Here is a 21,197-nt window from a genome sequence, read left to right on the forward strand (position 1 = left end):
TGGGGCCTTCGGTGTGGCGGGGGTCAGGGGCGGGGGGTGGGGAGGGGGAAGACCGCCGGGTGCCAGGTGGGGCGCGGGGTGCCGATGGGCGGGGTCGTGGTGGTGTGGAGCGCGGCGTCGAGGCCGAGCACCGCCGTCGTGGCGCCGCCCGTGCGGTCGAGGCCGGCGGACGGGGCGCCGGTGTAGAGCATGGCGGACTCCACCCAGGCCGGCGGGCCGCCGATCGAGGTGGTGCTGACGGTACCGGTGTCGGCGCGGCCCGCCATGAGCCGGCCCGCTACGCCGACCGCGCCGTAGCCCGCCCGGCCGCCGGCCTCACTGATGGCGGACACCTCCGGCTTGCCGGGGCCGGCCGTGACCAGGGCGCTGCGGACCACGCCGGAGTCGGGGCGGCGGAAGTAGAGCCGGACGCCCGCGGCGTCGGGGACCGCCGTGATGGGGACCGTGGTGGCGGGGAGGTTCGTCTGGAACGGTCCCTGGAGGGGGGCGTCCGGGGCGGCCTGGGTCCAGGCGAGGACGGAGGTGGTGGTGGTCCCGTACACGTGGCGGCGGCCCGCGGTGTCCACCGCCACCACCGGGTCGCTCTGCAGGTCGGCGCCGCCCAGGTGCTGCCACTCGCCGAAGGCGCCCGAGGGCTGCTGGACGGCGGCGCGCAGCGTGCGGTGGGAGTCGCGCAGGTACACCGTCAGGCGGCCGTCCGCGCCGACCACCGCCGCGGGGGCGCTGATCGCCGAGGTGCCGGTCTCGTCCGTCGCCTCGGGGGTGCCGAGCGACTGCCAGGCGCCGAAGGGGCCGCCCGGCGTCGACTGGGTGAGGGTGACGACCTCGCGGAGGTAGTCCTTGCCCCGCCGGCCGAAGGAGGTGCGGGTGGCGACGACCGTGATCCGGCCGTCGGGGAGGCGGGTGGCGAAGACGCCGGGGTCGATGCCCTCACCGGGCAGCAGGGTCGGGCCGGTCCAGTTGCCGGAGGGCTCCCGGGTCCAGAGGGCAAGCCGGCCGTCGAGCGCCGCGAAGGCGTAGAGCCGGCCGAGGGCGCCCTCCGTCATCCAGGAGGTGTTGTCGGCGCGGGCGTAGCGCAGCGACTGGGCCCAGTTGCGGCCGGTGGGGCTGCCCGCGACCTTCCGGTCGCCGCAGCCGGCGACGCTGCCACAGTAGTTCTCGTGGTCGAGCCAGGCGTAGGTCTTGAGGTAGCCGATCTTCGTCTCGGCCGTCTGCGGGTCCAGCGCGTGCGGGAGGCTGCCGGTGTGGTAGCCGAGGTAGTTCTGGATGGCGAAGTGGGGGCGGTCGCTGATCTGGCGAGCGTACGCGGCGTACCCGGCCTGCACGAAGCGGGCGCCGTACATGTGGTCCTGGTGGTCGGTGTACTTGCCGGAGAGTTGCTCCCGGCCGGGGGTCGGGTCCTGCATCCGTATCGTCGTCGGACGGTACTTCGTCAGGACCCCGGCTATGACCTGGACCACCTGGTCCTTGGTGTACGTGAACGGCTGTGTGACGGGAGAGCCCGAGGCGAGCTGGGCCTCCAGGGCGGGTATCTCGCCGTTCCACAGGCCGCGCAGGCTCTCGGGGGTCTCCGCGGTGGTGGTGCGGGCCTCGCGCAGTTGGAGCCAGACCAGGTTGATCTGCGGGTGGCCGACGAGGACGTCGACCTCGGCCTGGCCGCCGCCGACGGTGGGTATGACCGTACGCTGCCACGCGCTGGTGCGGTCTCCGGTCACCATCTGCGCGTACGCGCAACGTATGCCGTTCTGCCGGGCCTCCGCGTAGTGCGCGCGGTCGGCGGGCTGCTCCGGGTCCTTGGCGGCGCCGCCCGCGGCCTCGTTGCGGCCGTCGGCCTCGCCGGAGGTCAGGTAGACGGTGGTGAGCGGGATGCCCGCGGTCAGGGACCGGCTGAGGTCCGGGTTCATGAAGAAGAGGTCGTCGTCCGGGTGGGCCACGATCTGGACCACCGCTCCGGCCGTGGTGCTCGCGGGTACGACGGGCGCGGCGGGGTGCTTGTCCTGGCTGGCCTCTGCCGATGTCTGCTCGCCCGAGGCGATGGCGAGTACGCCAGTGGTGCCGACCGTCAGGACGGGCAGCAATGCGGCAGCCATCAGCAGGCGGCGGCGGGTCATCGGCATGGTCACGCCTTGGGGTCGTTCCGGGCGGGAAGAACCGCTAAGCGGTCACTCAAAGAGAGGTCAATCCGGGCGACTTGGTTCATCGATGTCGCCGATGACTCGTGCTTTCCGAAAAACGACCGGATGTGATTGTGCCTTGCGCGGGTTCGATCGAGGCAATTGCCCGCCATGCGGACGCCTTTGTCCCGTCCAGTGGGCCAACTTACGTCACCGTATGCGGCGTTGAAGACGTTATGTGCCACTTGTCCCGTTTGTGTTGATTTCAGCTGTATGGGGCTCGCCGGCACCGGCCCGCGCACGGGCCCCGACCGGGGTACGCACCGCCCCCGCGCCGCCCGGCCGAGGCACGTTTGCGCCGGTCACCGCGATGGGTGGCGTCCCGACGGGGCGCCGGGGCGACCGGCGCGCCGTCCGACATCGCGGCGCCGCCGGCGCGCGGACCACCGAGCCTGTGAGGTTGTTCACGTCGACCCCGCCCACCGGAAGCGGGCGCCGCCCTTCCGCCGGGGCCGGCGCGCCCCGCGCCCCGGTGAGCCGCCCGCCCGCTCCGGCTAGGCTCGGCCCAGGCCGGCCGGGCCACCCCCGGCAGCGACGCACGCGCGGGAGGCGGCGGGATGACAGTCCCGGGACGCAGGAGCAGCACCTTCATCCGGCTGCTGCGGAGCGGGTTCACCGACCCGTCCGCCGCCGCCCGGCTGCTGGAGAGCGCGGTGCTGGCCTCCGTGCGCACCGATCCCGTGCTCCTCGACGCGCTCGGGGGCACCGCGGACCCAGACCTGGCCCTCCTCGGGCTCGTCCGGCTCGCCGAGGCGCAGCAGCCCGACGAACTGCCCGTGCTCCTCGACACCCTGCTCAGCGCCAAACCGCTGCGCGACCGGCTGCTCGGCGTACTCGGCGCCTCGGAGGCCCTCGCCGACCACCTCGCCCGCCACCCCCGCGACTGGCACGCCCTGGTCACCTACGAAGCCGTCGACCTCCACCCGGGCCTCGCCGACTTCGAACGCGGCCTCGCCGACGCCCACGACCCGGTCACCCTGCGCATCGCCTACCGCCGCTGCCTGCTCTCCATCGCCGCCCGCGACGTCTGCGGCACCATCGACCTCGCGGAGACCGCCGCCGAACTCGCCGACCTCGCCACCGCGACCCTCCGCGCGGCCCTGCGCATCGCGAGCGCCGCCGCCCCCGAGGACGCGGCCCGGTGCCGTCTCGCCGTCATCGCCATGGGCAAGTGCGGCGGCAACGAACTCAACTACGTCTCCGACGTGGACGTCATCTTCGTCGGCGACGCGACCAAGGGAACCGACGAGGGCAAGGCCATCCAGGCCGCCACCCGCCTGGCCTCCCACCTCATGCGGATCTGCTCCGAGACCACCGTCGAGGGAACCATCTGGCCCGTCGACGCCAACCTGCGCCCCGAGGGCCGCAACGGCCCGCTGGTGCGCACCCTCGCCTCCCACCTCGCCTACTACCAGCGCTGGGCGAAGACCTGGGAGTTCCAGGCCCTGCTCAAGGCGCGCGCGGTCGCCGGCGACCCCGAACTCGGCGCCCAGTACATCGAGGCCATAACTCCGCTCGTGTGGCAGGCCGCCGAACGCGAGAACTTCGTGGCCGACGTCCAGAAGATGCGCCGCCGCGTCGTCGACAACATCCCCGCCGCCCAGGTCGACCGCGAACTCAAACTCGGCCCCGGAGGCCTGCGCGACGTCGAGTTCGCCGTCCAACTGCTCCAGCTCGTGCACGGCCGCAGCGACGCCACCCTCCACTCCGGCACCACCCTCGACGCCCTGCACGCCCTCGCCGCCGGCGGCTACGTCGGCCGCGCCGACGCCGCCCAGCTGCACGACGCGTACCGCTTCCTGCGCTCCATGGAACACCGCATCCAGCTCTACCGGCTGCGCCGCACCCACCTCGTCCCCGAGGACGAGAACGACCTGCGGCGCCTCGGCCGGTCCATGGGCCTGCGCACCGAACCGGTCGCCGAACTCAACAAGGCGTGGCGCCGGCACGCCTCCGTCGTCCGGCGCCTCCACGAGAAGCTCTTCTACCGGCCGCTGCTCGACGCCGTCGCCCAGCTCACCCCCGGCGAGACCCGCCTTTCCCCGCGCGCCGCCGGCCAGCGCCTCGAAGCCCTCGGCTACGCCGACCCGGCGACCGCCCTGCGCCACCTCGAAGCCCTCGCCTCCGGCGTCAGCCGCAAGGCCGCCATCCAGCGCACCCTGCTGCCGGTGATGCTCGGCTGGTTCGCCGACTCCGCCGACCCCGACGCCGGACTCCTCAACTTCCGCAAGGTCTCCGACGCCCTCGGCCGCACCCCCTGGTACCTGCGGCTCCTGCGCGACGAGGGCGCCGCCGCCGAGAACCTCGCCCGAGTGCTGTCCGCCGGGCGCCTGGCCCCCGACCTGCTGATGCGCGCGCCGGAGGCGGTCGCGCTGCTCGGGGACCCCGAAGGCCTCCGGCCCCGTACGCACGAGGCGCTCGAACAGGAGGTCCTGGCGGCCGTCGGGCGGGCCGAGAACCCCGAGACCGCCGTCGCCGCGGCCCGCGGGGCCCGCCGCCGGGAGCTGTTCCGTACCGCGGCCGCCGACATCATCGCCTCCTACGGTACGGAGGACAGCCCCGCCGAAACGGACCACGGCGCCCTCGTCGACCGGATCGGCCGGGCCGTCTCCGACCTCACCGCGGCCACCATCGGCGGAGCCCTGCGAGCCGCCGTACGGTCCCACTGGGGCGAAACGCTGCCCACCCGCTTCGCGGTCATCGGTGTCGGCCGTTTCGGCGGGCACGAGCTCGGTTACGGCTCCGACGCCGACGTCCTGTTCGTCCACGAACCCCGCGAGGGCGTCGACGAGCAGGAGGCCGCCAAGGCCGCCCAAGCGGTGATCGCCGAGATGCGCAGGCTGCTCCAGCTGCCCACCGCCGACCCGCCGCTGCTCATCGACGCCGACCTGAGGCCCGAGGGGCGCTCGGGCCCGCTGGTGCGCACCCTGGCCTCCTACGCCGCGTACTACCGGCGCTGGTCCCTGACCTGGGAGAGCCAGGCCCTGCTGCGCGCCGAGCCGGTCGCGGGCGACCCCGAACTCGGCTCCCGCTTCATCGAGTTGATCGATCCGATGCGCTACCCGAAGGACGGCCTCGGTGAGAACGCGGTCCGCGAGATCCGCCGGCTCAAGGCCCGCATGGAGACGGAACGGATGCCGCGCGGCGCCGACCCCACCCTCCACACCAAACTCGGCCGCGGCGGGCTCAGCGACGTCGAGTGGACGGTCCAGCTGACGCAGATGCGTCACGCCTGGCACGAGCCGGGCCTGCGCACGACCCGGACCCGCGAGGCCCTGGCCGCGGCGCAGGCGGCGGGTCTCGTCCCGGCCGAGGAGGCGCAGATCCTGGACGAGGCCTGGGTGCTGGCCACCCGCGTCCGCAACGCCGTCATGCTGGTCCGGGGCCGCGCGGGGGACACCTTCCCCTCCGAGGCGCGCGAACTGGCCGCCGTGGGCCGCTACCTCGGCTACGCGGAGGGCACGGTCGGCGAAATGCTCGACGACTACCGCCGTATCACCCGTCGCGCGCGGGCGGTGGTGGACGAGCTGTTCTACGGCGGCTAGCCCGCGCTCCCCTGGCCCGCTCCGGCCGGGCGCGCCGGGCGGGGCGCCGGTGGCCGGGTGGTGGACCGGTCGTTGGGGGTCAGCGCTCCGACAAGCCGCGCGCGTAGGTGAGGAACGCCGTCAGGGCCAGTTCGAACGCGGCGTCCGCGCGGGCGGGGCCGACCGCGGCCAACGCGCCGGCCAGCAGCGGGGTGCGCGGCGACGGCTCCCACACGGCCTGGGGCGCCGCCACTGGCGGGTCGGGGGCGTCAAGTTCTTCATGGACGGCACCGTCGAGGGAGGCGCAGCCTGGCTGGAACACGCCGACTGCCACGGCCAGGGCACGGCCGCCTTCTGGCCGGACCCCGAGGCCTACTCCCACGCCGTACGCGTCCTCGACGCGGCCGGGGTGGGCACCGCGACCCACGCCATCGGCGACGCGGCGGTCCGGCACGTCCTCGACACCGTGGCCGCCCTGGGCCCGCAGGCCCGGATGCGGCACCGCGTCGAACACATCGGGACCGTTCCCGACGACCGGCTTCCCCGCTTCGCGCAGCTGGGCGTGATCGCCTCGATGCAGCCCCCGCACACCGCGTACACCCGCGCCGACCACACCGACGAGTGGTCCAGGCGCCTCGGCGACGACCGGGCCCGCCGGGCCTGGCGCTGCCGGGAGCTGCGCGACGCCGGCGCCGTCCTCGCGCTCTGCTCGGACTGGCCCATCGCCCACCACGACGCCCGCCAGGTCCTGGCCACCGCCAGGAGCCCGCGCGGCGCGGCCGCGGGCGGGCCCGCCCTGACGGGGCTGATGGCGCTGGAGGGCATGACCTCGCACGCCGCTTCGGCGGCCGGGGAACAGCGGGTGGGGGGGCAGGATCGCCGCCGGGTACCGCGCGGACCTGACGGCCTTCGCGCTCGACCCCGTGCGGTGCTCGCCGGACGAGCCGGCGCAGGCCCCGATCCGGCTCACGATGTCGGGCGGTCGCATCACGTACCGGGAATAGGGGCCTCTCACCTACCGGGAGTGGACGAACCGCCCCCGGGCCGCCCGGTGAGCCCCGGCGCGGGGAAGCGTGGAGGTAGGACGACCTAGCGTCGGAAGCGGTGCACCAGCGCGGCCGTCACCGGGTGCGGGTCCGTGGCCCGGGGGCGGCGCGGCAGGCGGTGGGGGAGGGAGCGGTACCAAAGGCCCGAGACCGCGTACCCGAACGCCAGGCAGAGCATGCCGCCCGCGGCGTCCAGCCAGAAGTGGTTCGCGGTGGACACGATGACCACCAGGGTCGCCGCCGGGTACAGCAGTCCGAGGACGCGTGCCCACGGGGCGGACGCCACGGCGAAGATCGTCAGCCCGCACCAGAGCGACCACCCTATGTGCATGGACGGCATCGCCGCGTACTGGTTCGACATGTGCTTGAGGTTCCCCGAGGCCATCGAACCCCAGGTGTGGTGGACGAGCACCGTGTCGACGAAGTGCCGGCCGTTCATCAGCCGGGGCGGCGCCAGCGGGTAGAAGTAGTAGCCGAGCAGCGCCACGCCCGTGGTCGCGAACAGGACGAAACGGGTGGCGGCGTAACGACCGGGATGGAAACGGTAGATCCAGACGAGTACGCCGATCGTCACGACGAAGTGGAGCGTGGCGTAGTAGTAGTTCATGCCCACGATCAGCCACGTCACGGAGTTGACGGCGTGGTTGACGCCGTGCTCCACGGCGATGCCGAGCGTGTTCTCGGCCCTCCAGATCCAGTCGGCGTTCGCCAGCGCGGCCGCCTTCTGCTCCGGCACCGCGTTGCGGACCAGCGAGTAGGTCCAGTAACTGATCGCGATCAGCAGGACCTCGAACCAGATCCTCGGGCGACGCGGCGTCCGCAGACGGGCGAGGAGAGAGCCCTGCGACCCCGGGCGGGTCTCCTGCTCGGTCACGATGGGTGACGAGACGTCCGTCCGGGTTTCCAGTGTCTTCACGCTCGCTTCACCCATGGGGAAAGAGTCTGCCAGATGGCTTCCTGCCCACGATCATCCCTCGGGACGGTCTTGAGCGCAGCCGCTCAGCCCTGGGGAGTAGACGCACCCCTTACGTGGCCCGCCGCTGCCTGGGCCCGGAAGCGGTCGATCCGCGCACCACCAGCTCCGGCAGGAACACGAACTCGCTGTGCGGAGCCGGTGTACCACCGATCTCCTCCAGCAGCGTGCGGACCGCCGCCTGCCCCATGGCCTGCACCGGCTGCCGGATGGTGGTCAGCGGCGGATCGGTGAACGCTATGAGCGGGGAGTCGTCGAAGCCGACCACCGACACGTCCTGCGGCACCCGCAGCCCCTGCTGCCGCGCCGCCCGGATCGCGCCGAGCGCCATCATGTCGCTCGCGCAGACGATCGCCGTGCAGCCCCGCGAGATCAACGCGGCCGCGGCGGCCTGACCGCCCTCCAGCGAGTACAGGGAGTGCTGGACCAGCTCCTCCGTCTCGGCGTCGCCCAGACCGAGCCGCTCCCGCATGCCGAGGCGGAACCCCTCGATCTTGCGCAGGACCGGCACGAACCGCTTCGGACCGACCGCCAGGCCGATCCGGGTGTGCCCGAGGGCGCTCAGGTGCGTCACGGCGAGCTGCATCGCGGCCCGGTCGTCGGGGGAGACGAACGGGGCCCGCACCTTGTCGGAGAAACCGTTGATCAGTACGAAGGGGACGCCCTGGCCGCGCAGTTGGTCATAGCGGCCCATGTCGGCGGTGGTGTCGGCGTGCAGCCCCGAGACGAAGATGATCCCGGAGACCCCGCGGTCGACCAGCATTTCCGTCAGCTCGTCCTCGGTGGACCCGCCGGGCGTCTGCGTCGCCAACACCGGCGTGTACCCCTGCCGCGTCAGCGCCTGACCGATCACCTGGGCGAGCGCCGGGAAGATGGGGTTGTCCAACTCGGGGGTTATCAGCCCGACCAGACCGGCGCTGCGCCGGCGCAGCCGTACGGGCCGCTCGTAGCCGAGCACGTCGAGCGCGGCCAGCACGGACTCGCGGGTGCCCGCGGCCACACCGGGCTTGCCGTTGAGCACGCGGCTGACTGTGGCTTCGCTGACCCCCGCCTGGGCTGCGATGTCGGCTAGCCGTGCGGTCACGGCATTGGACTGTACCGGTCGCACGTCACAATGCCCACCACGTGCACGACTCCGCCGGCAACAGCGCCGTGCGCCCGTCCGTCTCCACCGGCGCGCTCGACAGCACGGGCCGCCCGGGCGCGGGCAGTTCGAGCGGCGCCGGCCGGCTGTTGAGGGTGCAGGCGAAGCCGGGCCGGGTGAACAGGAGCACCCCCTCGGGCGCCGGTAGCCACGTCAAGGCGCCGGCGTCCGGCGAGCCCAGCCCCGGCAGCGCGCGGCGCAGCTCCAGCGCGGCCCGGTACAGCTCCAGCGTCGAATGCGGGTCACCGGTCTGGGCGGCGACGCTGAGCCCCGCCCAGTCCGCCGGTTGCGGCAGCCAGCTGCCGCCGGGGCCGAAGCCGTACGGGGGCTCCTGGCCGGACCAGGGCATCGGGATGCGGCAGCCGTCGCGCAGACCCTCCTGCCCGGCCGAGCGGCGGAACGCCGGGTCCCGGCGCACGGCGTCCGGCAGGTCCACCACCTCCGGCAGGCCGAGCTCCTCGCCCTGGTACACGTACGCGGAACCCGGCAGCGCGAGCATCAGCAGCGCGGCGGCCCGCGCCCGGGCCAGGCTCCCGTACCGGGTCCGGTGCCGTACGACGTCGTGGTTGGACAGCACCCACGTCGTCGGCGCCCCCACCGACGCGGTGGCCGCCAGGGACTCGTCGATCACCGTCCGCATCGCCGCCGCGTCCCACGGGCAGTTCAGGAAACGGAAGTTGAAGGCCTGGTGCAGCTCATCGGGCCGGACGTACAGGGCGAGCCGCTCGGAGGTCGGCGCCCACGCCTCCGCGACCCCGATCCGCGCGCCGTCGTAGGAGTCGAGCAGCCGCCGCCAGGAGCGGTGGATCGCGTGCACGCCGTCCTGGTCGAAGAACGGCAGCGGCTGGGTGCCGATCAGCGTCGCCTGCGCGCCGTGCCCGATGTCCGGCAGGCCGGGGGCCTTGACCATCCCGTGCGCCACGTCGACCCGGAACCCGTCCACGCCGAGGTCCAGCCAGAACCGCAGGACGGAGGCGAACTCCTCGGCCACCTCGGGGTGGTCCCAGTCGAGGTCGGGCTGCTCGGGCGCGAACAGGTGCAGGTACCACTGGCCGTCCGCGACCCGGGACCACGCCGGCCCGCCGAAGACGGACTCCCAGTCGTTGGGCGGCAGCGAGCCGTCCGCCCCGCGCCCCGGTCGGAAGTGGTAACGGGCGCGCGCCGCTGGGTCGGTGAGGGCCTCGCGGAACCAGGGGTGCCGGTCCGAGGTGTGGTTCGGCACCACGTCCACGATGACCCGCAGCCCGAGGTCGTGGGCGGCCCGGACGAGGTCGTCGGCGTCGGAGAGGTCACCGAAGAGGGGGTCGACGGCGCGGTAGTCGGCGACGTCGTAGCCGCCGTCCGCCTGCGGGGAGACGTAGAAGGGGGTCAGCCAGACGGCGTCGACCCCGAGCCAGGCCAGGTGCGGCAGCCGCTCGCGCACGCCGCGCAGGTCGCCCACGCCGTCGCCGTCGCTGTCGGCGAAGGAGCGGACGTACACCTGGTAGATGACGGCATCGCGCCACCAGCCGCCGTTCGCGGTCCCGTCGCTGGAAGCGCTTGCAAGCCGGGACGCGGTCAGCTCATGGGTCATATCGGGGTCAACGCGAGCACATGGCCCCTGGTTGCGGGCCTGACGACTCGAAGGTGGGTCGCACGAACAGCAAGCCGCGGCAACCGTACGGACACACGGATGTAACGATCACCAACGCTTGCAGAAAATTGCCGCAAGGTCTTTCGGTCGGCTTTCAGTCTTGTTACGTTCCTGGCAACTCGGGACCGCGAGGGCGCGGCCGGGATCATCGAAGGAGTTCATATGCGGCGTGGCATAGCGGCCACCGCGCTGGTCGCGACCCTGGCACTCGCGGCGACGGCTTGCGGCGGTGGTACCAAGGACAACGGCGGCGACACCCAGTCCGGCGGGGAACTCTCCGGGACCGTCACGTGGTGGGACACCTCCAACGACGCGGAGAAGGCCAGCTTCCAGAAGATCGCCGAGGCGTTCACCGCGAAGCACCCGAAGGTCACCGTCAAGTACGTCAACGTGCCCTACGGCGACGCCCAGAACAAGGTCAAGAACGCGTTCAGCAGCGGTTCCGAGGCCCCTGACGTGATCCGCGCCGACGTCGGCTGGGTCGCCGACTTCGCCTCACTCGGCTACCTCGACGAGGTCCCCGCCGACACGGTGAAGAAGGTCGACGCCGAGTTCCTGCCCCAGGCCGCGGCCAGCGGCAAGTACGAGGGCAAGACGTACGCCGTCCCCCAGGTCATCGACACCCTCGGCCTCTTCTACAACAAGAAGATGCTCGCCGACGCCGGCGTCCAGCCCCCCAAGACGCTGGAGGAGCTCAAGACCGCCGCCGCCGCCATCAAGGCGAAGACCGGCAAGGCCGGCCTGTACCTGCGCGGCGACGACTCCTACTGGTTCCTGCCGCTGATCTACGGCGAGGGCGGCGACCTCGTCGACGCGAAGAACAAGACGGTCACCGTCGACAACCCGGCGGGCGTCAAGGCCTTCAAGACGGCCCGTGACCTGGTCACCTCCGGCGCGGCGATCACCAACGCCACCGACGGCTGGACCAACATGCAGACCGCCTTCAAGTCGGGCGAAGCCGCCATGATGATCAACGGCCCCTGGGCCGTGGCCGACACCTACGCGGGCGACCAGTTCAAGGACAAGGCCAACCTCGGCGTCGCGCCCGTCCCGGCCGGCTCCGTCAAGGCCGGTTCCCCGCAGGGTGGCCACGACCTCGCCGTCTACGCCGGTTCCAAGAACCGCGCCGCCTCGCACGCCTTCGTCGAGTACATGACCTCGCAGGAGGTGCAGGTCCAGTCCGCCAAGGAGCTGAGCCTGTTGCCGACCCGCACGGCCGCCTACGAGCAGCCGGACGTCAAGTCCAGCGAGATGGTCCAGTTCTTCAAGCCCGCCGTGGACAAGGCCGTCGAGCGTGCCTGGATCCCGGAGAACGGCTCCCTCTTCGAGCCGCTCAAGGTCGAGTACACCAAGGCCATCACCGGCGCGGCGACCCCCGAGGACGCGGCCAAGGCGGCCGGAGTCGAGTTCCGCAAGATCCTCAAGGGCTGGAAGTAGAGAAGAAGATGGCTGCTCACACCAGCCAGTCGGTGGCGAAGGCCGCGGACGACGAGGGCGCCGAAGCCCTCGCCGTCCGCGGCCGGAGCCGCAGGACTGACGACCGCGGGGGAGCGAGGCGCGCCCTCGCCACCCACTGGTACGCCTGGGCCATGATCGCCCCGGTGGTGCTCGTGCTCGGCGTGATCATCGGCTGGCCGCTCGTCCGGGGCGTCTACCTCTCCCTGACCGACGCCAACGAACGCAACGTCGGCCGCACCATCGGCGCCAACCACATCGAGGCCACGTACAAGTTCGTCGGCCTCGACAACTACGCGGACGTCCTCGCCGACCCGGTGTTCCTGCAACGGCTGGTGTGGACCGTCACCTGGACCGTCCTGTGCGTGTCGATCACCTTCGCGCTCGGGCTGGCCCTGGCCACCATGCTCAACCGCGAGTTCCGCGGGCGCGCCGCCTACCGGATGGCGCTGATCCTGCCCTGGGCCGTCCCCGGCTTCGTGTCCGTCTTCGCCTGGCGGTTCCTCTTCAACCGCGACAGCGGCATCCTCAACAAGCTCCTCGAAGGCGGCGGGATCTCCGCGATCCCGTGGCTCGACGACCCCACCTGGGCCAAGGTCTCCGTCATCGCCGTCAACGTCTGGCTCGGCGTCCCCTTCATGATGGTCGCCCTCCTCGGCGGGCTGCAGTCCATCCCCGGCGAGCTCTACGAGGCCGCCGAGATGGACGGGGCCGGCCCCTGGCAGCGGTTCCGGCACATCACCTTGCCCGGACTGCGCGCGGTGAGCATGACGGTGATCCTGCTCTCCACCATCTGGACCTTCAACATGTTCCCGGTGATCTTCCTGCTGACGCGGGGCGGCCCCGGCGACTCCACCGAGATCCTCGTGACCCAGGCCTTCCGCGAGGCCTTCGTGGCCAGCCCGCGAGACTTCGCCGGCTCCGCCACCTGGGGCGTGCTGATCCTCGCCCTGCTCATGATCTTCGCGCTGGTCTACCGGCGCTCGCTGCGCAAGCAGGGAGAGGTGTGGTGACGACCGTGACGACCCCGCGCACGACGAACGCAGGCGGCAAGGCCCCGCGCGGCAGGGGGCAGCGCTCCCCGCTCGCCTCGGCGGGCCTGCACATCACCTTGATCGTCGCCTCCGTGATCGCCGTCTTCCCGGTGCTGTGGGTCCTGCTGACCTCCGTCAAGCCCGCGAAGTTCGCCATCTCCACGGACTTCGTGAAGGAACCCACCCTCGACAACTACCGCTACCTGGTGGAGTCGACCTCCTTCTTCACCTGGTTCGCGAACTCCGTCCTCGTCGCCGGGATCACCACGGTCCTCGGCGTGTTCATCGCCGCCACCACCGGCTACGCGGTCAGCCGGTTCAAGTTCCCCGGCATGAAGCCGCTGATGTGGACCCTGCTCATCACGCAGATGTTCCCGATGGCCATCCTCATCGTCCCGCTCTACAACCTCATGGGACAGCTCGGTCTGCTCAACCAGCCGATCGGCCTGGTCATCACCTACCTCACCATCGCCGTGCCGTTCTGCGCCTGGATGATGAAGGGCTTCTTCGACACCGTCCCGATCGAGATCGACGAATCCGGTCGCGTCGACGGGCTCAACCCCTTCGGCACCTTCTGGCGCCTCATCCTGCCCCTGGCCAAGCCCGGCCTCGCGGTCACCGGCTTCTACGCCTTCATCACCGCCTGGGGCGAAGTCGCGTACGCCTCCGCGTTCATGGTCGGCGACGAGCACCTCACCCTCGCCGGGGGCCTGCAGACCTTCGTCACCCAGTACACCTCCAACTGGGGTGCGATGAGCGCCGCTTCCGTCCTCATCGCCATCCCCGCGGCGTTCTTCTTCCTCTTCGCCCAGCGTCACCTCGTCGCCGGGATGACGGCGGGCGCGACCAAGGGCTGACCACCCTGCCCGCTTCCCGTTCCGGCCCGACCTCTCCAAGGACACCATGACCCAGCACCTCGCCGACGCACTCCCCGCCCCGACCGCCACGCGGCCCGGCTGGTGGAGAGAAGCGGTGATCTACCAGGTCTATCCGCGCAGCTTCGCCGACTCCAACGGGGACGGCATGGGAGACCTCGAAGGCGTCCGCAGCCGGCTGCCCTACCTCAAGGAGCTGGGCGTCGACGCCGTCTGGCTCAGCCCCTTCTACGCCTCCCCGCAGGCCGACGCCGGCTACGACGTCGCCGACTACCGGGCCATCGACCCCATGTTCGGCACCCTGCACGACGCCGACGCCGTGATTCGCGAAGCCCACGCGCTGGGCCTGCGCATCATCGTCGACCTCGTCCCCAACCACTGCTCCGACCAGCACGAATGGTTCAAGCAGGCGCTGCGTGAGGGGCCGGGCAGCCCGCTGCGCGAACGCTTCCACTTCCGCGCGGGCCGGGGCGCGGACGGCTCGACGCCGCCGAACGACTGGGAGTCGATCTTCGGCGGGCCGGCCTGGACCCGGGTGCCGGACGGCCAGTGGTACCTGCACCTGTTCGCACCCGAACAGCCCGACTTCAACTGGGAACACCCCGCCGTCCAGGACGAGTTCCGCTCCATCCTGCGCTTCTGGCTCGACCTGGGCACCGACGGCTTCCGCATCGACGTCGCGCACGGCCTCGTCAAGGCCCCCGGCCTGCCCGACCTCGGCCGCGACGAACAGCTCAAGCTGCTCGGCAACCAGGTGCTGCCCTTCTTCGACCAGGACGGGGTCCACGAGATCTACCGGTCGTGGCGCAAGGTGCTCGACGAGTACGCGGGCGACCGCATCGGAGTCGCCGAGGCGTGGACGCCGAGCGCGGACCGCACCGCGCTCTACCTGCGCCCCGATGAGCTGCACCAAGCCTTCAACTTCCACTACCTGAACACCGGTTGGGACGCGGACGCGCTGCGCGCCACCATCGACGACTCGCTCGACGCGATGCGCCCGGTGGGGGCGCCGACGACGTGGGTGCTGTCCAACCACGACGTCGTACGGCACCGGACCCGGTACGGGAGCCTGGCCCGGGCGCGGGCCGCCGCGCTGCTGATGCTCGCGCTGCCGGGTTCCGCGTACGTGTACCAGGGCGAGGAGCTCGGCCTGCCGGAGGTGGTGGACCTGCCGGACGCCGTGCGCCAGGACCCGTCGTTCTTCAAGGAGAACGGTCAGGAGGGGCTCCGGGACGGCTGCCGCGTACCGATCCCGTGGTCCGGGACCGAGGCGCCGTACGGCTTCGGGGAGGGCGGCAGCTGGCTGCCGCAGCCGGCCGACTGGGCGGCGCTGAGCGTCGAGGCGCAGACCGGTGACCCCTCCTCCACGCTGGAGCTGTACCGGGCGGCGCTGCGCATCCGCCGCGAGCGGGCCGAGCTCGGTGCGGGCGACGCGGTGGAGTGGCTGGAGGCGCCGGCCGGCGTCCTGGCCTTCCGGCGGGGCGGGTTCGTGTGCACCGTCAACACGACGGGCGATGCCGTACGGGTGCCGGCGGCCGGCCGGGTGCTGCTGGCCAGCACGGACCTCACCGAGCCGGGTCTCCTCCCCGCCGACAGCGCGGTGTGGTGGCTGGGGTGACTTCCCCGTTGCGGCTGACGGACATCGCCGCGCAGGCCGAGGTCAGCGAGGCGACCGTCAGCCGTGTGCTCAATGGCAAGGCGGGCGTGGCGGCCGGCACCCGGCACAAGGTGCTGGCCGCCATGGACCTGTTGGGCTACGAGCGGCCGGTGCGGCTGAAGCGCCGCAGCAACGGCCTGGTGGGGCTGCTGATCCCGGAGCTCACCAACCCCATCTTCCCGGCGTTCGCCCAGGTCATCGAGCAGGCGCTGGCGGGGCACGGGTACACGCCGGTGCTGTGTACGCAGACGCCGGGCGGGGCCACCGAGGACGAACTGGTGGAGCAGTTGGAGGAGCGGGGCGTCACGGGGATCGTCTTCCTGTCCGGCCTGCACGCGGACGCGTCCGCCGATCCGGCGCGCTACCAGCGGCTCGCGGCGCGCGGGGTGCCGTTCGTGCTGATCAACGGTTTCAACGAGGCCGTGAACGCCCCCTTCATCTCCCCGGACGACCGGGCGGCGGCGGACATGGCCGTGCGCCACTTGGAGGACCTGGGACACCGGCGGATCGGGCTGGCCATCGGGCCGACCCGGTACGTGCCTTCGGCGCGCAAGGAGCAGGGGTTCTTGGCGGCGGTCCCGGGGGCGGAGGCCGAGGGCCTGATCCAGCGCACCCTGTTCACCGTCGAGGGCGGCCACGCGGCGGGCGGCGCCCTGCTGGAGCGCGGGTGCACCGGGATCGTGTGCGGCAGCGACCCGATGGCGCTCGGGGTGATACGGGCGGCGCGCGAGCGGGGGCTCAGGGTGCCGCAGGACGTGTCGGTGGTCGGCTTCGACGACTCCCCGCTGATCGCCTTCACGGACCCGCCCCTGACGACGGTCCGCCAGCCGGTCCGCGCGATGGCGACGGCGGCGGTCGGAGCCCTCCTGGAGGCGGTCGCCGGCACCCCGGTCCAGCGCACGGAGTACGTGTTCCAGCCGGAACTGGTGGTCCGCGGCTCGACGGCCCAGGGGCCGGGGGAATAGGGCGGCTGCGGCCCGTCGGACCCGAGGCCCGCCCCGCGCCATATCGGCGCCGGGCGGGCCTCGGCCGTGCGTACGGACCTCCGGTCAGGCCGGGGAGCCGAGGAGGGCCGAGGCGGCTTGCAGGGGGGTGAGCCTCGGGGCCGGGCGGGGCCCGGCTTCCGTACGGCAGGTGAAGCCGAGTGCCGTCATGGCCCGGGTGACCTCCGCGGAGCTGAAGTCGCGACGGTCCTGGCGGGTGACGACCTCGCCGACCTGCTTCACGGGGTACTGGCGTCGGCCGACGATGACCGAGTCACCGGTGACCGGTTCGGGCTTGACGCCCTTCATCGCTTCCAGCACACCGCTCTTGGTGAGCTCGAAGGGGAAACGGGCGATGACGCAGCGCATGGGACCTCACAGGGGAGTGGGAGGGGACGATCGGGACTGCTGTGAGTGGTTCTACGCCGCCGTGCCGAACGACCGGCGGCGTGCGCCGCCGCGGCGGGACGCGCCACCGCGGGAGGTGCGGGCGGCGGGCGGCGCCGTGATGGTGACGGGGACGCCGGAGGGGGCCTGGGCGCCGGTGATGCGGTTCAGCTCCGCCTCGCCCGAGCGGACCTGGGTGGTCTGCGGGGTGATCCCGGCGGCGGCCATCAGGCGCACCATGTCGCGGCGCTGGTTGGGCGTGACGAGGGTGACGACGCTGCCCGACTCCCCGGCGCGGGCGGTACGGCCGCCGCGGTGGAGGTAGTCCTTGGGGTCGGTCGGCGGGTCGACGTTGACGACGAGGTCGAGGTTGTCGACGTGGATGCCGCGCGCCGCGACGTTCGTGGCCACGAGGACGGTGACGTGCCCGGTCTTGAACTGCGCGAGGGTACGGGTGCGTTGCGGCTGGGACTTGCCGCCGTGCAGCGCCGCGGCGCGCACACCGCTGTTCAGCAGGTCCTGGGTGAGGCGGTCCACCGCGTGCTTGGTGTCCAGGAACATGATCACGCGACCGTCGCGGGCGGCGATCTCGGTGGTGGTGGCCTGCTTGTCGGTGCCGTGGACGTGGAGCACGTGGTGCTCCATCGTCGTGACCGCGCCGGCCGAGGGGTCCACGGAGTGCACGACGGGGTCGGTGAGGTAGCGGCGGACCAGGAGGTCGACGTTGCGGTCCAAGGTCGCGGAGAACAGCATCCGCTGGCCTTCGGGGCGCACCTGGTCGAGGAGGGCGGTGACCTGGGGCATGAAGCCCATGTCGGCCATCTGGTCGGCCTCGTCGAGCACCGTGATGGCCACCTGGTTCAGCCGGCAGTCACCGCGGTCGATGAGGTCCTTGAGGCGCCCGGGGGTGGCGACGACGACTTCGGCGCCGCCGCGCAGCGCGCTCGCCTGCCGGCCGATGGACATGCCGCCGACGACGGTGGCCAGCCGCAGTTTCAGCGAGCGGGCGTAGGGGGTGAGGGCGTCGGTGACCTGCTGCGCCAGTTCGCGGGTGGGCACGAGGACCAGCGCGAGCGGCTGACGGGGCTCGGCGCGCTGTCCCGCGGTGCGGGCCAGCATGGCGAGACCGAACGCCAGGGTCTTGCCCGAGCCGGTGCGACCGCGGCCCAACACATCGCGTCCGGCGAGGGTGTTGGGAAGCGTCGCGCCCTGGATCGGGAACGGTACGGACACCCCTTCGGCGCCGAGGGCGGCCAGCAGTTGCTCCGGCATGTCGAGATCGGCGAAGGCGTCGACGGCCGGCAGCGCCGGAGTGATCGACTTCGGCAGGGCGAACTCTCCCTGGACCGCGGCGGGCCGGCGGCCGTAGCCACCCCCGCCGCCCGGACGACCCGTGCCGCCGGAGCGCGCGGGGGCAGGCGAGCCGAAACGGCTGCCGCGCCCGGCGAAGCCGCCGGTGCTGCGGGTGCGGGGAGAGCGGTCGTTCGTGCGTGTGCGGTTCATGCTGAACCTTCCTCGATACGGAGCGGCACGCGTCGAGGAAATTCAGCAGCGGAATATTCGCGCGAATTCACAGGAACGAGCCGATGGAATGCGAACGGCGGTGGCGGCGTCGAATGCCGACCGAAATGCCGTGTGGGCGCCGGCATGGATGCCGGGAGTGCTACCGCCATTCGGGCGGGAAATCCGGGGGGAGTGATGCACCCGGTGCGTGCTCGCGCGGGCCGGCGGAGGCGGGCGGAGACGGGGGGTAACGCAACGAGCCGGGGCCCGCACCCCAAGGTGCGGGCCCCAGCTGCGTGGTGATGCGTCAGCGTCAGGCGGTGACGATGTTCTCGGCGGTCGGGCCCTTCTGGCCCTGCGCGATGTCGAAGGTCACCTTCTGGCCTTCCTGGAGCTCGCGGAAGCCCTGGGAGGCGATGTTCGAGTAGTGGGCGAACACGTCAGGACCGCCGCCCTCCTGCTCGATGAAACCAAAACCCTTTTCGGCGTTGAACCACTTCACGGTGCCATTAGCCATGTTGAATCTCCTTCGGGGCACAGCCCAGAGTCCGCACTGTGCGGATCTCAAGTCGCCGCGATGATCGCCCTCCCGGAAATTTCCGGCACACAGAAGCCTTCCGCCGGATTTTCACCCGGCGGGTGGGACTGAAAGTTTGGGAACCACAACTGCAACTGAAATCACAGTAGCACGGTATCGCCGAGCAGGTGTCGGGAAAACGTCCGGGCTCGCCTGGAGGGGGGAAATGCTCATCGGGTCCGCTCCGCAATTCTGTGCTTGCCGCGACAGGTATGAGGGAAATTCCGGGTCGGATTTCCCCCTCCGTTGACTTCGAAATTCGGGGCCCGTGGCGGCCGGGGCCCGGGCCCCGGCGGGGTCGCAGGCCCCCCGGCGGGCGGGCGCGGCGCCGAGGCGGGCGCCGAGAGGGTCGCGAGTGCGCTCCCCGGGTCGACACGCGTAGGAAACATTTCTGCAATCTCTTGCGCAAGGTCTTGCAGGCGGTCCTTCCGGCACCTACGGTCGCTGCAATCCCCGCCTGTTCGATGCCTGTTCCCCCTCTGTTCTGCGCCTCTTCCGCCAGGAGGACCCCCCATGCCCGTTATGCCGCGCATCCCCAGAGCCCTGCTCGCCGGCGCCGTGCTCGCCGCCGCGAGCGTCACGGCCACCGCTCCCCACGCGGTGGCCGCCGCGCCCGGGGGGAAGGACGTCACCGCCGTGCTGTTCGAGTGGCGGTTCGACTCCGTCGCCAAGGCCTGCGCGGAGCGCCTCGGGCCCGCCGGGTACGGGTACGTCCAGGTGTCGCCGCCGCAGGAGCACATCCAGGGGGCGCAGTGGTGGACCTCGTACCAGCCCGTCAGCTACAAGATCGCCGGGCGGCTCGGTGACCGGGCCTCCTTCAAGGCCATGGTGGACGCCTGTCACGCCGCCGGGGTGAAGGTCGTCGCCGACTCCGTCGTCAACCACATGGCCTCCGGTGACGGGACCGGGACGGGCGGCACTTCGTACACGAAGTACGACTACCCCGGCCTGTACTCCGGCTCCGACATGGACGACTGCCGGGCCACCATCTCCAACTACCAGGACCGGGCCAACGTGCAGAACTGCGAACTCGTGCAGTTGGCCGACCTGGACACGGGCGAGGAGTACGTGCGCGGTCGGATCGCCGGGTACCTCAACGACCTCCTCTCGCTCGGGGTCGACGGGTTCCGGATCGACGCCGCCAAGCACATGCCCGCCGCCGACCTGGCGAACATCAAGTCCCGGCTGACCAACCCGAACGCCTACTGGAAGCAGGAGGCGATCTACGGCGCCGGCGAGGCGGTCTCGCCCACCGAGTACCTCGGCAACGGCGACGTCCAGGAATTCCGCTACGCCCGCGACCTCAAGCGGGTGTTCAAGAGCGAGAACCTGGCGTACCTCAAGAACTTCGGCGAGGCCTGGGGCTACCTCCCCTCGGGGCAGGCGGCCGTCTTCGTCGACAACCACGACACCGAGCGCGGCGGTGACACCCTCAACTACAAGGACGGCTCCGACTACACCCTCGCCAACGTGTTCATGCTGGCCTGGCCCTACGGCTCTCCCGACGTCCACTCCGGCTACGAGTGGACCGACAAGGACGCCGGTCCGCCGAACGGCGGCGCCGTGAACGCCTGTTACACCGACGGCTGGAAGTGCCAACACGCCTGGCGGGAGATCTCCTCCATGGTCGCCTTCCGCAACGCGGCGCGAGGTCAGGCCGTCACCGACTGGTGGGACAACGGGGGCGACCAGATCGCCTTCGGGCGCGGCGCGAAGGCGTACGTCGCCATCAACCACGAGGGCTCGCCCCTGACCCGGACCTTCCAGACCTCCCTCCCGGCCGGCGCCTACTGCGACGTGCAGAGCGGGCGGACGGTCACCGTCGGCACCTCGGGCCAGTTCACCGCCACCCTCGCGGCCGGTACCGCGCTCGCCCTGCACGTCGATGCGCGCACCTGCGCCGGGACTTCCGCCCGGTCCGCCGCCGGTGCCTCGTTCGCCGTCACCGCCACCACCGTCCCCGGCCAGAACGTCTTCGTCACCGGTGACCAGGCCTCCCTCGGCAACTGGAACACCGCCGGCGCCCTCAAGCTCGATCCGGCGGCCTACCCCGTCTGGAAGCTCGACGTCACGCTCCCGGCCGGGACCGCCTTCGCGTACAAGTACCTGCGCAAGGACGCGGCCGGGAACGTCACCTGGGAGAGCGGTTCCAACCGCACCGCCACCGTGCCCGCCGACGGCAAGGTCACGTTGACCGACGCCTGGCGCGGCTGACCTTCCCCGTCCCCTCCA

Annotated in this window: 15 protein-coding genes and 1 pseudogene; 8 read left to right on the plus strand and 8 right to left on the minus strand. The window is 71.9% G+C overall.

All coding sequences use genetic code 11. The features are described from left to right. Positions 1 to 23: 23 nt before the first annotated feature. Positions 24 to 2,117, minus strand: coding sequence for a PIG-L family deacetylase (locus ACV7NM_RS22530; RefSeq protein ID WP_463411967.1), 2,094 nt, complete (start codon positions 2,115 to 2,117; stop codon positions 24 to 26). 614 nt (positions 2,118 to 2,731) lie between these two features. Here ACV7NM_RS22530 and ACV7NM_RS22535 point away from each other — a divergent pair. Continuing rightward, the gene (locus tag ACV7NM_RS22535; RefSeq protein WP_463411968.1) at positions 2,732 to 5,719 is read left to right on the plus strand and encodes a bifunctional [glutamine synthetase] adenylyltransferase/[glutamine synthetase]-adenylyl-L-tyrosine phosphorylase; all 2,988 of its coding nucleotides are present in this window, start codon (positions 2,732 to 2,734) and stop codon (positions 5,717 to 5,719) included. 79 nt (positions 5,720 to 5,798) lie between these two features. On the opposite strand, the gene ACV7NM_RS22540 is transcribed toward ACV7NM_RS22535, so the two are convergent. Beyond that, positions 5,799 to 5,951, minus strand: a complete 153-nt coding sequence (locus ACV7NM_RS22540) for a hypothetical protein (RefSeq protein ID WP_463414160.1) — start codon at positions 5,949 to 5,951, stop codon at positions 5,799 to 5,801. Between ACV7NM_RS22540 and ACV7NM_RS22545 the strand changes: the two are divergent. Beyond that, positions 5,946 to 6,702 (plus strand): annotated as a pseudogene (locus ACV7NM_RS22545) (amidohydrolase family protein); the annotation flags it as partial. The gene ACV7NM_RS22540 and the pseudogene ACV7NM_RS22545 sit on opposite strands and share 6 nt — an antisense overlap. Positions 6,703 to 6,787: 85 nt before the next feature. On the opposite strand, the gene ACV7NM_RS22550 reads toward ACV7NM_RS22545, so the two are convergent. The 3 genes from ACV7NM_RS22550 to ACV7NM_RS22560 form a co-directional block, all read right to left on the minus strand. Further along, positions 6,788 to 7,675: a phosphatase PAP2 family protein gene (locus ACV7NM_RS22550; protein ID WP_463411969.1), complete on the minus strand. Its 888-nt coding sequence runs from the start codon at positions 7,673 to 7,675 to the stop codon at positions 6,788 to 6,790. Positions 7,676 to 7,769: 94 nt separating this feature from the next. Then, positions 7,770 to 8,801, minus strand: coding sequence for a LacI family DNA-binding transcriptional regulator (locus ACV7NM_RS22555; protein ID WP_463411970.1), 1,032 nt, complete (start codon positions 8,799 to 8,801; stop codon positions 7,770 to 7,772). A gap of 25 nt (positions 8,802 to 8,826) precedes the next feature. After that, positions 8,827 to 10,434 carry a glycoside hydrolase family 13 protein gene (locus tag ACV7NM_RS22560; RefSeq protein WP_463411971.1) on the minus strand — a complete coding sequence of 536 codons (1,608 nt, stop codon included), beginning with the start codon at positions 10,432 to 10,434 and terminating at the stop codon, positions 8,827 to 8,829. A gap of 222 nt (positions 10,435 to 10,656) precedes the next feature. On the opposite strand from ACV7NM_RS22560, the gene ACV7NM_RS22565 reads away from it, so the two are divergent. From ACV7NM_RS22565 to ACV7NM_RS22585, 5 genes are read left to right on the plus strand one after another with little or no spacing between them, the layout of a single operon-like run. Next, positions 10,657 to 11,931 (plus strand): extracellular solute-binding protein, encoded by a 1,275-nt coding sequence (locus ACV7NM_RS22565; protein WP_463411972.1) that lies wholly within the window; start codon positions 10,657 to 10,659, stop codon positions 11,929 to 11,931. An 8-nt stretch (positions 11,932 to 11,939) separates the two neighbouring features. Beyond that, positions 11,940 to 12,962: a carbohydrate ABC transporter permease gene (locus ACV7NM_RS22570; RefSeq protein WP_463411973.1), complete on the plus strand. Its 1,023-nt coding sequence runs from the start codon at positions 11,940 to 11,942 to the stop codon at positions 12,960 to 12,962. Further along, the gene (locus tag ACV7NM_RS22575; RefSeq protein WP_463411974.1) at positions 12,956 to 13,840 is read left to right on the plus strand and encodes a sugar ABC transporter permease; all 885 of its coding nucleotides are present in this window, start codon (positions 12,956 to 12,958) and stop codon (positions 13,838 to 13,840) included. Before ACV7NM_RS22570 ends, ACV7NM_RS22575 begins: the two co-directional genes overlap by 7 nt. A 46-nt stretch (positions 13,841 to 13,886) precedes the next feature. Further along, complete coding sequence (locus tag ACV7NM_RS22580; protein ID WP_463411975.1) at positions 13,887 to 15,476, plus strand: glycoside hydrolase family 13 protein; 1,590 nt, start codon at positions 13,887 to 13,889, stop codon at positions 15,474 to 15,476. Continuing rightward, positions 15,461 to 16,480 (plus strand): LacI family DNA-binding transcriptional regulator, encoded by a 1,020-nt coding sequence (locus ACV7NM_RS22585; RefSeq protein WP_463411976.1) that lies wholly within the window; start codon positions 15,461 to 15,463, stop codon positions 16,478 to 16,480. Before ACV7NM_RS22580 ends, ACV7NM_RS22585 begins: the two co-directional genes overlap by 16 nt. A gap of 84 nt (positions 16,481 to 16,564) precedes the next feature. On the opposite strand, the gene ACV7NM_RS22590 is transcribed toward ACV7NM_RS22585, so the two are convergent. The 3 genes from ACV7NM_RS22590 to ACV7NM_RS22600 all read right to left on the minus strand — a co-directional run bounded on the left by ACV7NM_RS22590 (position 16,565) and on the right by ACV7NM_RS22600 (position 18,905). Next, on the minus strand, positions 16,565 to 16,867 hold the full coding sequence (locus ACV7NM_RS22590) for an SCO5918 family protein (protein WP_463411977.1): 303 nt from the start codon (positions 16,865 to 16,867) through the stop codon (positions 16,565 to 16,567). Between the two features lie 51 nt (positions 16,868 to 16,918). After that, a complete protein-coding gene (locus tag ACV7NM_RS22595; protein ID WP_463411978.1) occupies positions 16,919 to 18,388 on the minus strand; it encodes a DEAD/DEAH box helicase in 1,470 nt (489 codons plus the stop codon). A gap of 313 nt (positions 18,389 to 18,701) precedes the next feature. After that, positions 18,702 to 18,905: a cold-shock protein gene (locus ACV7NM_RS22600; protein ID WP_453354687.1), complete on the minus strand. Its 204-nt coding sequence runs from the start codon at positions 18,903 to 18,905 to the stop codon at positions 18,702 to 18,704. Between the two features lie 573 nt (positions 18,906 to 19,478). Here ACV7NM_RS22600 and ACV7NM_RS22605 point away from each other — a divergent pair. After that, positions 19,479 to 21,179, plus strand: coding sequence for a carbohydrate-binding module family 20 domain-containing protein (locus ACV7NM_RS22605; RefSeq protein ID WP_463411979.1), 1,701 nt, complete (start codon positions 19,479 to 19,481; stop codon positions 21,177 to 21,179). Positions 21,180 to 21,197: the final 18 nt, after the last annotated feature.

Source organism: Streptomyces sp. Tek67B01, assembly GCF_055231995.1.

Excerpts from the sequence above, each read along its gene's own strand:
- ACV7NM_RS22530 (WP_463411967.1), bottom strand. The coding sequence starts at position 2,117 with ATGCCGATGACCCGCCGCCGCCTGCTGATGGCTGCCGCATTGCTGCCC.
- ACV7NM_RS22535 (WP_463411968.1), top strand. The coding sequence starts at position 2,732 with ATGACAGTCCCGGGACGCAGGAGCAGCACCTTCATCCGGCTGCTGCGG.
- ACV7NM_RS22550 (WP_463411969.1), bottom strand. The coding sequence starts at position 7,675 with ATGGGTGAAGCGAGCGTGAAGACACTGGAAACCCGGACGGACGTCTCG.
- ACV7NM_RS22560 (WP_463411971.1), bottom strand. The coding sequence starts at position 10,434 with ATGACCCATGAGCTGACCGCGTCCCGGCTTGCAAGCGCTTCCAGCGAC.
- ACV7NM_RS22565 (WP_463411972.1), top strand. The coding sequence starts at position 10,657 with ATGCGGCGTGGCATAGCGGCCACCGCGCTGGTCGCGACCCTGGCACTC.
- ACV7NM_RS22570 (WP_463411973.1), top strand. The coding sequence starts at position 11,940 with ATGGCTGCTCACACCAGCCAGTCGGTGGCGAAGGCCGCGGACGACGAG.
- ACV7NM_RS22580 (WP_463411975.1), top strand. The coding sequence starts at position 13,887 with ATGACCCAGCACCTCGCCGACGCACTCCCCGCCCCGACCGCCACGCGG.
- ACV7NM_RS22590 (WP_463411977.1), bottom strand. The coding sequence starts at position 16,867 with ATGCGCTGCGTCATCGCCCGTTTCCCCTTCGAGCTCACCAAGAGCGGT.
- ACV7NM_RS22595 (WP_463411978.1), bottom strand. The coding sequence starts at position 18,388 with ATGAACCGCACACGCACGAACGACCGCTCTCCCCGCACCCGCAGCACC.
- ACV7NM_RS22600 (WP_453354687.1), bottom strand. The coding sequence starts at position 18,905 with ATGGCTAATGGCACCGTGAAGTGGTTCAACGCCGAAAAGGGTTTTGGT.
- ACV7NM_RS22605 (WP_463411979.1), top strand. The coding sequence starts at position 19,479 with ATGCCCGTTATGCCGCGCATCCCCAGAGCCCTGCTCGCCGGCGCCGTG.